This window comes from Caballeronia sp. EK (assembly GCF_014384845.1).
GTDB classification, from domain to species: domain Bacteria; phylum Pseudomonadota; class Gammaproteobacteria; order Burkholderiales; family Burkholderiaceae; genus Caballeronia; species Caballeronia jiangsuensis.
In genome coordinates this window covers 363409-375412 of sequence record NZ_JACSUE010000005.1, presented here as the reverse complement: position 1 = coordinate 375412, position 12004 = coordinate 363409, and the positions used below count along the sequence as shown (strand labels likewise).

General features: G+C 59.3%; 10 protein-coding genes. All 10 read left to right on the top strand.

Annotated features, from left to right (window positions below):
* The first annotated feature begins 9 nt into the window (after positions 1 to 9).
* The 10 genes from rfbA (at position 10) to IAG25_RS17200 (ending at position 11998) form a co-directional block, all read left to right on the top strand.
* Complete coding sequence (rfbA, locus tag IAG25_RS17245) at positions 10 to 903, top strand: glucose-1-phosphate thymidylyltransferase RfbA (RefSeq protein ID WP_187606133.1); 894 nt, start codon at positions 10 to 12, stop codon at positions 901 to 903.
* Positions 888 to 1439 carry a dTDP-4-dehydrorhamnose 3,5-epimerase gene (gene rfbC, locus IAG25_RS17240; RefSeq protein WP_187605929.1) on the top strand — a complete coding sequence of 184 codons (552 nt, stop codon included), beginning with the start codon at positions 888 to 890 and terminating at the stop codon, positions 1437 to 1439. Before rfbA ends, rfbC begins: the two co-directional genes overlap by 16 nt.
* A gap of 8 nt (positions 1440 to 1447) precedes the next feature.
* Positions 1448 to 2353 carry a dTDP-4-dehydrorhamnose reductase gene (gene rfbD / locus IAG25_RS17235; RefSeq protein WP_187605928.1) on the top strand — a complete coding sequence of 302 codons (906 nt, stop codon included), beginning with the start codon at positions 1448 to 1450 and terminating at the stop codon, positions 2351 to 2353.
* Between the two features lie 24 nt (positions 2354 to 2377).
* Complete coding sequence (gene rfaE1, locus IAG25_RS17230) at positions 2378 to 3379, top strand: D-glycero-beta-D-manno-heptose-7-phosphate kinase (RefSeq protein ID WP_187605927.1); 1002 nt, start codon at positions 2378 to 2380, stop codon at positions 3377 to 3379.
* A 28-nt stretch (positions 3380 to 3407) separates the two neighbouring features.
* A complete protein-coding gene (gene rfaD, locus IAG25_RS17225) occupies positions 3408 to 4400 on the top strand; it encodes an ADP-glyceromanno-heptose 6-epimerase (protein ID WP_187605926.1) in 993 nt (330 codons plus the stop codon).
* On the top strand, positions 4393 to 5289 hold the full coding sequence (locus IAG25_RS17220) for a glycosyltransferase family 2 protein (RefSeq protein WP_309243944.1): 897 nt from the start codon (positions 4393 to 4395) through the stop codon (positions 5287 to 5289). The genes rfaD and IAG25_RS17220 overlap by 8 nt, the downstream gene beginning before the upstream one ends.
* 70 nt (positions 5290 to 5359) lie before the next feature.
* Positions 5360 to 6142 (top strand): ABC transporter permease, encoded by a 783-nt coding sequence (locus tag IAG25_RS17215; protein ID WP_187605925.1) that lies wholly within the window; start codon positions 5360 to 5362, stop codon positions 6140 to 6142.
* 12 nt (positions 6143 to 6154) lie between these two features.
* Positions 6155 to 6901, top strand: coding sequence for an ABC transporter ATP-binding protein (locus IAG25_RS17210; RefSeq protein WP_187605924.1), 747 nt, complete (start codon positions 6155 to 6157; stop codon positions 6899 to 6901).
* Positions 6902 to 7030: 129 nt separating this feature from the next.
* Complete coding sequence (locus tag IAG25_RS17205; RefSeq protein ID WP_255503765.1) at positions 7031 to 8797, top strand: glycosyltransferase family 2 protein; 1767 nt, start codon at positions 7031 to 7033, stop codon at positions 8795 to 8797.
* A 21-nt stretch (positions 8798 to 8818) separates the two neighbouring features.
* Positions 8819 to 11998: a glycosyltransferase gene (locus tag IAG25_RS17200; protein ID WP_187605922.1), complete on the top strand. Its 3180-nt coding sequence runs from the start codon at positions 8819 to 8821 to the stop codon at positions 11996 to 11998.
* The last annotated feature ends 6 nt before the right edge of the window (positions 11999 to 12004 follow it).

The following is a 12004-nucleotide window of genomic DNA, read 5'->3' as shown; positions in this document are numbered from 1 at the left end:
GGGCTGATGATGGCGCGCAAAGGCATCATTCTCGCCGGCGGTTCCGGCACGCGGCTTTATCCGATCACGCACGCGGTGTCGAAGCAACTGCTGCCGGTTTACGACAAGCCGATGATCTACTATCCGCTCTCTACGTTGATGATCGCGGGCATTCGCGACGTGCTCATCATCTCGACGCCGCAGGACACGCCGCGCTTCGAGTCGATGCTCGGCGATGGTAGTCAGTGGGGCATGAACATCCAGTATGCGGTGCAGCCGTCGCCGGATGGACTTGCGCAGGCGTTCATTATCGGCAAGGAATTTGTCGGCAACGATCCGTCGGCGCTGATTCTCGGCGACAACATCTTCTACGGTCACGATCTCGCGAAGCAACTCGAGAGCGCCGATCAGCGCACTGAAGGTGCGACCGTGTTCGCATATCACGTGCACGATCCCGAGCGATATGGTGTCGTCGAGTTCGACCAGCAGTTTCGCGCATTGTCGATCGAAGAGAAGCCCGCGAAACCGCGTTCCAACTATGCGGTGACAGGTCTCTATTTCTATGACAATAAAGTATGCGATATCGCGGCAGACATCAAGCCGTCGCCGCGCGGTGAGCTCGAAATCACCGACGTCAATTCGCGTTATCTCGAACAAAAGAAGCTCGACGTCGAGATCATGGGACGCGGCTATGCATGGCTCGACACGGGCACGCACGATTCGCTGATCGATGCGGCCACCTTCATCGCGACGTTGCAAAAGCGACAGGGGCTCGTCGTGGCGTGTCCTGAAGAAATCGCGTATCGCAAGCGCTGGATCGGCGAGGAACAACTGCTGGCGCTCGCGAAGCCGCTGGCGAAGAACGCCTACGGTCAATATCTGCTCAATCTTCCGAAGGACCAAGTCGCATGGCCATCCAAGTAACTGCAACGGCGCTGCCCGAAGTCAAAATTATCGAGCCGAAGGTTTTCGGCGATGCGCGTGGTTTCTTTTACGAGAGCTTCAACGCGCGCGAATTCGCGGAGCAGGTGGAAGGCGGCGTCGAGTTCGTGCAGGACAACCACTCGCGCTCCGCGAAGGGCGTGCTGCGCGGTCTGCATTATCAGATTCAGCATGCGCAGGGCAAGCTCGTGCGCGTGGTGGAAGGCGAGGTGTTCGATGTCGCCGTGGACGTCCGCAAAAGCTCGCCTAATTTCGGCAAGTGGGTGGGCGTGACTCTTTCGGCGGAAAATCATCGGCAACTGTGGGTGCCGCCGGGATTCGCGCACGGCTTCGTCGTGCTGTCGGATGCGGCGCAGTTCCTCTACAAGACGACGGATTACTGGTTTCCCGAGTTCGAACGCAGCATCGTGTGGAATGACAAAGAGATCGGCATCGAATGGCCGATCGATTTCGAACCCTTGCTCGCGGCCAAAGACGCGGCGGGCAAGCGCCTGGGCGAAGCCGAGTGTTTCGAGTGAGCGACGCGATGAAGAACGATGATCAACGCACGATCCTTCTGACAGGCGTCAACGGTCAAGTCGGCTTTGAGCTCGCGCGCACTTTGCAGGGACTCGGCAGGATCGTCGCACTCGACCGCAGCAAGCTCGACCTCGGCGATCTCAACGGAATCCGAAAGGTGGTTCGCGAGGTGAAGCCGTCGCTGATCGTCAATCCCGCGGCTTACACGGCGGTCGACAAGGCCGAAAGCGATGTCGAAGCCGCGATGTGCGCGAACGGCGAAGCGCCCGGTGTGCTCGCGGAAGAGGCGAAGCGTCTGGGCGCCGCGCTGGTTCACTATTCGACCGATTACGTGTTCGACGGCACGAAGGACGGCGTCTATGTCGAAGACGATGTGGTGAATCCGCAGAACGTCTATGGCAAGAGCAAGCTGGCTGGCGAGCAGGCGATCGCCGCTTCGGGCTGCGATCATCTGATCTTCCGCACGAGTTGGGTCTATGGGACGCGCGGAAAGAATTTTCTTCTGACGATGCTGCGGCTCGGTGTCGGGCGCGACGAACTAAATGTTGTTGCAGACCAGTTCGGTGCGCCGACGTGGGCCGTGACGATTGCCGCGCTGACCTCGAATGTGCTGGCGCAATCCATCACGGCGGATGATAGCTGGTGGGCGGTAAAATCGGGTGTCTATAATCTGACGGCAGGTGGATCGACCTCGTGGCACGGTTTTGCCAAGGCAATCTTTGAATCGAGCGGTCTCGACACAAAACCGGTCGTGAAACCCATTCCGACAGCCTCTTATCCGACGCCGGCCAAGCGGCCGGCCAATTCGCGCATGTCGGGAGAAAAGCTTTTCGCTGCCTTCGGGCTAGAGGCGCCTAAGTGGAATGACGCATTGCGCCTGAGTTTGGCCTCGCTGCCGAGACATTGTTTTTAGGAACCGGGCGCTGGAAAGATCAATATGGTTGGGAATCAAGGAAGCACCACTGCGGCGATCAGCAATCTATTGGTTGCTGAACCCGTGTCGCGACAGCGTCTTGGCGCATCGAAAGTTCTGATTGTTGGCGACGTTATGCTTGACCGCTATCTGTTCGGCGACGCGAATCGCATTTCGCCGGAAGCGCCGGTTCCAGTCGTGCATGTGCAGCGGACCGAGGAGCGTCTGGGCGGGGCCGCGAATGTCGCGTGCAACATCGCTGGGCTCGGCGCGCTGGCATCGCTTGTTTGTGTCATCGGCTGCGACGAACCCGGCGAGCGTCTCGTCTCGCTGCTCGAAAAGAGCAACGTGCAGGCGCATGCCGAACGGGACAGCACAATTGCGACCATAATCAAGATGCGCATCATCGCCCGGCATCAGCAACTCGTGCGTGTCGACTTCGAAGAAAAGCCAACCAAGGAAATTCTGCTGGCGGGTCTCGCGCGTTTCGAGGCCGTGCTCCCGAACGTGCAGGTCGTGCTGCTGTCGGACTACGCAAAGGGCGGACTGACACACGTGACCGCGATGATCAAGCGCGCCCGCGAAGCGGGCAAGCAAGTCCTGATCGATCCCAAGGGCTCAGATTGGTCCCGCTACCGAGGCGCGACCCTCATCACGCCGAACCGGGCGGAACTTCGCGATGTGATCGGCGCATGGTCCTCGGAAGAGGCGTTGACGGAGCGAATCACCGAGTTGCGCCTCTCGCTCGACATCGACGCGTTGCTGCTTACGCGCTCGGAGGATGGCATGACGCTGTACACCGACGACGCCATCCTGAATGTGCCTACCGAGGCGCGCGATGTATACGATGTCTCCGGCGCCGGCGATACCGTCATCGCGACTGTCGCGGCGATGCTCGGCGCCGGTCTTCCATTGGCCGACGCTGTAGTCTACGCAAATCGCGCGGCCGGCATCGTGGTAGGAAAGGTCGGCACGACGCCCGTGAGCTATGAAGAGCTCTTTCCGGCAGAGGCTTCGCAGCACTAACCCGTCCGTTCTCCTCCAAAATATCTAAATGACCCTCATCGTAACCGGCGCGGCCGGATTCGTCGGCAGCAATATCGTCAAGGCGCTCAATGAACGCGGCGAGCGCGTGATCGCCATAGACAACCTCGCGCGCGCGGACAAATTCAAGAACCTCGTCGACTGCGAGATCGACGACTATCTCGACAAAACCGAGTTTGTCGCGCGTTTTCGGCGAGGCGACTTCGGGCGCGTTCGCGCGGTTTTCCACGAAGGCGCGTGCTCGGACACGATGGAGTCCGATGGTCGCTACATGATGGAAAACAACTTTCGCTATAGCCGGGAAGTGCTCGACGTCTGCCTCGAGAATGATATCCAGTTCCTCTACGCGTCGTCTGCCGCGGTGTATGGCGGTTCGGAGCAATTTGTCGAACGCCGTGAATTCGAGAAGCCGCTAAACGTCTACGGTTACTCAAAGTTCCTCTTCGATCAGATCATTCGTCAGATTCTGCCACGCGCGAAGAGCCAGATTGCGGGGTTCCGCTACTTCAACGTGTACGGGCCGCGTGAAGCGCATAAATCCCGCATGGCATCGGTTGCCTTTCACAATTTCAATCAGTTTCTCGAGCAGGGCAAGGTCAAGCTGTTCGGTGAATATCTCGATTACGCACCGGGTCAGCAGACGCGCGATTTCATCTCTGTCGAGGACGTGGTCAGAGTCAATCTCTTTTTCTTCGATCATCCTGACAAATCTGGCATCTTCAATCTCGGCACGGGACGCGCGCAGCCCTTCAACGACATAGCGCGAACGGTGGTCAACACCTTGCGTGAACAAAGCGGCGAAGCTGCGCTGCCGTTGGAGGAACTGGTGGCGCGCGGTCTGATCGAGTACATCCCGTTCCCGAACGCGCTGCGCGGCAAGTACCAATGCTTCACGCAAGCCGATCCGTCGAAGCTGCGCAGCGCGGGCTATGATGCGCCGTTCCTGACGGTCGAGGAGGGCGTGAGCCGATACGTACGATGGATGACTGACCAACGTGGCTAACGGCAGTCCCCTCGGTATCGTCGTGGTCTATTACCACCCCGACGAACATTGCGTGCAGCGTGCGAATAGCTTCGCCGATTCGGGTGTGTGCGTTGTCGTCGACAATACCGAACAGGCATGCTCGAAGCGGGAGTTGGGGCTGCGCGAGAAGGTTCAGCTCATTTCCAATGGCGCGAATCTCGGGATTGCGACAGCCTTGAACCAAGGCGTTCGCGCCGTGCACGATGCCGGCTGCGACTGCGTTCTACTATTCGATCAGGACAGCGAGCCGTCCGGCGAACTGCTGAATGAATTGCCGCGGATGCTTCGCGCCGAAGCGGCGGCCGGACGGCGCGTGGCACTGATGGGTCCGGCCTACGAGGACGCTCGTTTGGGCGGGGTTACGCCATTCGTGCGCTTCGGGTTCCCAGCGTTGCAGCGAATCGCCCCCGTTGGCACGTTACCTCTTCAGGTCGATTTTCTGATCACATCGGGGTCCTGCTTGAATCTGGCGGCGTGGCCTGCCATCGGACCCATGGACGAGTCGCTGTTCATCGATTTCGTCGATCTCGAATGGTGCGCGCGCGCGCGCAGGGCCGGTTTCGATTTGCTCGGCGTGCCGCACATCCGGCTACGGCATTCGCTGGGCGGGGATCCTGTTCGCGTGCTTGGGCGCGCCTACCCGAGCCACAGTCCGCTCAGGCATTACTATCTGTTTCGCAATGCGGTCAATCTGATCGGCCGCGGCTACATGCCGTGGACGTGGAAATGGACCGAACTGGTGAAGATGCCGTTCCGCCTTGTTATTTATGGCGTTTGGCTCAAGCCCCGAACCGCTCACGTCAAGATGGCGTTCCTCGGCATCTGGCATGGATTGACCGGACACATGGGGGCGCTCAGAGGGCGATGAAGTCCCGGTGCCGGGAATAGCGAAGGGGCCTGCCGGCCCGTCCTCAATTAACGGAGTTGAAAGACCTACAATGTTCAAATCTGCATCCGCAGACCTGCGGCAAAGTCTTACGTCCTGGCGGCTATGGACACTTCTCGGCTGGCTCGAGGTTCGTCAACGCTATGCGCGCTCGCGAGTGGGACCGTTCTGGCTCACTATCAGCATGGGCGTCATGATCGGATCGATCGGCGTAGTGTACGGCACGCTGTTCGGCATGAGCATGCGTGACTATCTACCCTTTCTCTCCATCAGCCTCGTCATGTGGACGACGTTTGCGCAGACTGTGCAGGAGGGCAGTGTCGCATACATCAACAGCGGGACTTACATCCGGCAGGCGGCGACACCGAAGCTGATCTATATCCTTCAGGTGGTCTGGCGCAATCTCGTCATCCTTGCCCACAATTTCCTGATCGTGCTCGTTCTGCTCGTCATTTTTGGCGTCAAGAGTTGGGTCACGCTACCGATCTTCATCCCAGCACTGGTCGTCTACATGCTCAATGCAATGTGGATCGCCATGGTTGCCGGGTTGTTGTCCGCGCGTTTCCGGGACCTTCCGCAGATCATTGCGGCGCTGATTCAGATCGCGTTCTATGTAACACCCATCATCTATCGCCCTGATGCGCTCAAGCGCTTCTCGTTTATCGTCGAATACAACCCGCTCGCGCATCTCATCGAACTGGTCCGTTCTCCGCTGATTGGCCAGGGGCCGAGCGACCTGACCTGGATAGTGACGATCGGCATGGCGCTGGTCGGCTGGTCATTCGCGCTCGCGATGACGGGCCGTTTTCTAAAACGCATCCCTTACTGGGTCTGAGGTTAGTCCATCATGGCTTTCGTTGAATTGAAGGGCGCCACGCTAGACCTGCCGATCTACGACGTCCAGGGACGCTCGCTGAAAAAGCAAGTGCTGCGCATGGGTCGGCGCAATACGATCGCCGAAGACAATGCGGGCGTGATCGTGGTTCGCGCAATCGACAACGTCGATCTCCGTCTCGAGAGCGGTGACCGCATCGGGCTTATCGGGCATAACGGTGCGGGCAAGTCGACGTTACTCAGAACCATGGCCGGCATCTATTCCCCCACGACCGGAACGGTGACGAGCGAAGGCAAGATCGTGCCGCTGCTGGACATAAGTCTGGGCATGGACGACAACTCCAGCGGATATCAGAACATTCGTCTGCGCGGCCTGCTCCTCGGCATGACAGATGCCGAGATCAAGCAGAAGGCCGACGAGATCGCGGAATTTTGCGAACTCGGCGACTATCTTGACCTGCCTTTGCGAACGTATTCCAGCGGGATGCGCGTACGTCTCGCTTTCGCGGTTTCGACCGCCGTCGACGCGGAAATTCTGTTGCTCGACGAAGTTATGGGCGTGGGTGACGCTTCGTTCATGCACAAGGCGAAAGAGCGCCTCGCCGACCTGCACAGCCGGGCCGAGATCGTCGTGCTTGCGATGCACGCGAATGCGGAAATCCGCAGGGTCTGCAATAAGGCGCTCTGGATGGAGCGAGGCAAGGTGCGAGCGTTTGGACCCGTCGAAGAAGTCGTGGCCGCCTACGAGGCGCAGGTCTGATTCATGCGATGGCGCGCGGTGCTTCTATCGCCGCAGCAAATGCTGCGAACCGTCGGGCAGGCCATTCGCGTCCGCGGCGGTCCGCTGCCGGTTGCGCGTGCGTTGTTGAGCGTCGTGCGGCGCGAGGGCATGCATGGCGTGCGCCGGATGATCGCACGCGCAGGCAGGAGCGATGACTACGCCCGGTGGGTGCGTGATTTCGACAGCATCGACGATACGATGCGCGCGCGACTTAGGGCTGAAGCCGGAGCGCTCCCAATTGCGCCGTTGATCTCCGTGATCGTGCCCGTGTTCAACACGCCGCAGGCATTCCTGCGCGACATGATCGAGTCGGTGCGCGCCCAGTTGTATCCGCACTGGGAGTTGTGCATTTGTGACGACGCATCGACCGAAGCGCACGTATGGCCCATGCTCTGCGACTATGCGCGGCGGGACGATCGCATCAAGGTGATGCGGCGTTCGGCAAACGGTCATATCTGCGCCGCCAGCAACGACGCCTGCGCGCTGGCGTCTGGCGAATTCATCGCCCTGCTCGATCACGACGACCTGCTTGCGGAGCATGCGTTACTGATGGTCGTGCGCTATCTGTCGCGCCATCCCGATGCACGCATGTTCTTCAGCGACGAAGACAAGCTGGCGGCCGATGGCAGCCGCATTGAGCCGTATTTCAAGTCGGACTGGAATCCCGTGCTGATGCTCGGGCAGAACATGTTTTCCCATCTTGGCGTGTTTCAAGCAAGGTTGTTGCGGGAGACAGGCGGTTTTCGCGAAGGCATGGAGGGAAGTCAGGACTACGATCTGGCGCTTCGCTGCGCGTTGTGCGTAGACGCGGATCAGATCGTGCATATCCCCCACGTGTTGTACCACTGGCGGCTCGATGCGAGCAGCACGGCGGCCAACGTAGCTGCGAAACCCTACGCGAGAAATGCGGCGCTGCGCGCCGTGCGCGATCATCTGGCGCAAAGCGGCCGCAAGGCTCAGGTGGAGCCGTTGAACGACCGCTCGCCCATGTTGCGTGTGCGATTCGACGTTTTGAAGCCGACACCACTCGTTTCCATTCTGATCCCAACGCGAGACCGTCCGGACCTGCTGCGGCAATGCGTCGAGAGCATTCGGGCGAAAACGCACTACGGCTCGTTTGAAATCATCCTGATCGACAACGGCACGAACGATCCCGAAGCATTGGATCTGCTGCGGGAGTACGAGAAAGCGGAGAATACGGAAGTTCTGCGAATCGACGCTCCGTTCAATTTCTCGGCACTGAACAACGCGGCGGCGGCGCGCGCAGGGGGAACCGTGCTTTGTCTCATGAACAACGATATCGAAGTCAGCGATCCCGACTGGCTCGGCACGCTGTGCGGCTACGCCATGCAGCCCGGCGCCGGCGCGGTAGGCGCGGCGCTGTGGTACGGCGATGAGCGGCTGCAGCATGGTGGCGTCGTGCTTGCGGGGAATAGCGTTGCTGGTCATCTGCATCACCGCTTGCATCGGGGAGATCCAGGCTACTTCGGCCGTGCAGTGCTTGCGCAAGAGGTGAGCGCCGTGACCGCCGCGTGTCTGGTCGTGCGCAAGGATCGCTATGATGAAGTTGGCGGCCTCGACGAAGTACATCTGAGGGTCGCGTATAACGACGTAGACTTCTGTCTGAAGCTGACGCAGGCCGGGTACCACAATGTGTATGTGCCGTACGCCGCGCTGTTTCATCACGAATCGGCGACGCGAGGGCCTGACCGTGACGGAGCGCGAGCAAGGCGTCTCGAACAGGAAGCACATACTATGATCGGGCGTTGGGGCGATCGCCTCCATTCTGATCCTTTCTATAATTCGAACCTCGAAATCAATGGAGGACGGTTCTTTGCGCTGGCATGCCCTCCGCGCATTGGACAGTTCGACTAATAAGCCACACACGACGAAACCATGAAATTTACTGGCGGACTTTACGTTCCTGGTCAACACGGCAAGATAGAACTGGAACATCGCTATCTGTGCGTGGCGGAAGTTGCGGTCGGACGCGACGTACTCGATTTGACCTGCACCGACGGCCACGGCGCTGCCTTACTCGCACGGAAGGCACGCAGTGTCGTCGGCATCGAGCAATCCGCTGAGGCGGTGCGTCATGCGTGCGAGCGTTATCAAAGCAACAACATCGCGTTCCGTGAACGAGCAGCAGCAATTCCACTCGGCGATGCAGCCGTCGATGTCGTCGTCGATTTCGGACCGGAAGCACACTGCGTTGCAATGCTCGATGAAATCAAGCGCGTTTTGCGACCAGGCGGCGTGCTGATCGCTTCCGGCACGAAGGTGAATCGCGACGAGTTCGAACGGCTATTACACGCGGGTTTCTCAAACGTTTCAATCTATGGCCAGCGAGCTGTGCACGGGTCCGCGTTGTTGGGAGAAGGGAACGGTCCGCTCGCGAGCTTCGTGCAGGCAGAGTCCACCGGCACCGTGAGGCGCTCGAGCGGAGTGGTCGATCCGACCTGTCTTGTCGCGCTCGCATCGAGCGTCGAACTGCCAAAGCTGGATTCCGGCGTATTTGAACTCCAACAAACGAATCTCGCGCAAACTACGAATGCCGAGGCGATGCCACTGGTTGAGCGTGATGTCGAAATCGCACGGCAGGCCGCATCGCTGAACTCACTGGGAAAGAGTCTTTTCGAAGCGCGTGCGGAGATAGTCCGGCTGCAGCGCGAGAAGAAGCACGCGGAGGCGTCGATCGATCAGCTCAGCGCACGCATCGGAGTGCTGGACGCGGCCTTGCACGCTTATAAATGTTCGTGGAGTTGGCGCTTGTCGGCGCCGCTTCGCGTGCTGACGAGGGCCGCGCGAATGGCTAAGGATCTCGCCGTGATGCCAATGCGTTTCGCCGCGAATCGGTCGCGGCCGCCGTTCTCGCCGATAGTGGATGTCGAAGTCACGAAGTCGGGTTTCGTCAGTACTGGCAATGATCCACAGTTTCATGTCACTCCTGCTTGGACCGGCCTGAAGGCCGGTTGGGCGATGGTCGAGCTGGACATCGAAGCAGGCGGAACACAACTCAGTCCGATCCTTTATGCCTTCTCCGGTCACGACGGTTCGCAGGTCCATGCGTTTCCTATCGCCAGCTATAAGCGAGGTCTCGAACGGCGTCTGATCGTTCTGCCGCCGGACGTGCGTTCATTACGCTTTGATCCGACGGACCAGAGCGGCGTACGATTCACCATCCGTCATCTGTCGGTCCGCAACCTCAGTAAGCTCGGTCTCGCGCGCGAAGCTTTCGGCGCGCTGGACGCGGGGCAGCGCACGGCACTCGTGCGGGCAATCGTGAAAGGCAATCTCGGGCTGGCGAAAACACTTCTACAAGGCGGTGTCACGAGCCGTCACGACAGCGGCGAATATCGCGCGTGGGTCGAGTTGCATGATTCGCTTACTCCGGACGATATCGCCGCTATCCGTGCGAAATGTGCGGCCATGCCCGTCAAACCGCTGATTTCGGTCTTGATGCCCGTCTACAACACGCGTCCTAAATATCTCCGCAAGGCGCTGGATTCGGTGTTGGGGCAACTCTACGAAAACTGGGAACTCTGCATTGCCGACGATGCATCACCCTCTCCGGAGATTCGTCGTGTGCTCGAAGAGTACATGGAGCGCGATAGCCGCGTGAAGGTCGTGTTCCGGCAGAAGAACGGACACATATCGGCCGCGAGCAACTCAGCGCTCGAAATCGTGACAGGCGAGTTCGTGGCGCTGATGGATCACGACGACGCCATTCCTGCGCACGCACTTTATATGGTCGCAGACGAGATCGTGCGGCATCCGGACGTCGACCTGATCTATACGGACGAGGACAAGGTCGATGAGAACGATCGTCGTCACGATGCGCACTTCAAGACCGACTGGAACAGAGAACTGTTCTATTCTCAGAATTTCATTGCGCACATGGGGGTGTACCGGACGTCGATCGCGCGCAAGATCGATGGTTTCCGCGTCGGCTTCGAAGGCAGCCAGGACTATGACTTCGTGCTTCGCTTCCTGATGCATACGGAAGCATCGAAGATTCGCCATATTCCGCATGTGCTTTACCATTGGCGCATTTTTCCTGGTGTTACGAGCTTTTCAACCGACAATCCGGACTCGTCGGTCGAAACCGCTCGCCGCGCGCTGGTGGAGTATTTCCAGCAAGCGGAGCCGACCGCCGAAGTCGTCGGGATCACTCAGTTTCCCGGTTGGTGGCGCATCAAGCGCAAAGCGCCCGATGTCTTGCCGCGCGTTTCGCTCATCGTTCCTACACGGGATCGTCTCAATGTCCTCAAGGCGGCAGTGGAAGGACTGATGCACTCGACGCGCTACGATGATCTCGAAATCATCATCGTCGATAACGGAAGCATCGAGGCGGAGACGCTGCAATTCTTTGAGCAGGTTCGGCATGATCCGCGCGTGAAGATTCTTCGCGATGACGGTCCGTTCAACTTCTCCGCGTTGAACAACCGCGCTGCTGCCATGGCCACTGGATCAATCCTCGGCTTCTTCAACAACGACATTGAAGTAATTCACGACGACTGGCTCCTCGAAATGGTCGCGCAGGTCAGTCGTCCGGGCATTGGTGCCGTAGGCGCCAAGCTCTATTACGCTAACGAGACCATACAGCATGCCGGCGTGATCATGGGCTTATACGGAGTCGCCGCGCACGGACACCGGCATTTCCCGCGAAACTCCGTCGGCTATTTCGGCCGGCCGCTGCTCACGCAGAATCTCTCGGCTGTCACCGCGGCGTGCATGCTCGTGCCGAAGTCGGCATTCGAGGAAGTAGGCGGCTATGATGAGGAAAACCTGACCGTCGGATATAACGATGTCGACCTTTGCCTGAAGATCAGGGCGGCGGGCTACGATGTCGTCTACACGCCGTTTGCCGAGTTGTATCACCTCGAGTCGGTGTCCCGCGGTAACAACGTCAGCGCGGCGCAGATTGAGCGGGACGCGCGAGAACGGTCTTACATGTTGTCTCACTGGGCCGAAGTGATTGCTCGGGATCCTTTCTACAGTCCCAATCTCACAGTTTCGAGTGAAGATTTTTCGTTGGCGTTTCCGCCGCGTGCTCATAAACCTTGGCTGGAATAGGCTCCC